The following is a 245-nucleotide window of genomic DNA, read 5'->3' as shown; positions in this document are numbered from 1 at the left end:
CCGGGACGGCGAGGACCGTCCCCCGCACGTCGCCCTGGCCCCCGTGGGCGGAGGACGCACCGAGAGCCTCCAGGCGCGCGCCCAACTCCGTCTGATGGGCCGCGGAGGTGGTGGCGAGATCGAGGTGCACACGGTTCTTTGTCGTTGTCTTCGGTCCCGGGACGGTGACGACGTCGATGCAGACGGCGACCGGGTCCGGCCAGACGGAGCCGCCGACGGGGGCAACGTTGGTCACGCCGGGTCCC

The 245-nt window shown here is 73.1% G+C and carries 1 protein-coding gene; it reads right to left on the bottom strand.

The window, feature by feature from the left end:
- Positions 1-245 (bottom strand): VOC family protein (locus KVT44_RS56590; protein ID WP_302832279.1); only part of this gene is annotated, 245 nt, incomplete at both ends.

This window comes from Streptomyces sp. GbtcB7 (genome assembly GCF_019091445.1).
In the GTDB taxonomy this organism is placed as follows: domain Bacteria; phylum Actinomycetota; class Actinomycetes; order Streptomycetales; family Streptomycetaceae; genus Streptomyces; species Streptomyces mirabilis.
Note: the sequence above shows the minus strand (reverse complement) of the source record. Positions and strands in the feature narration are given on the sequence as shown.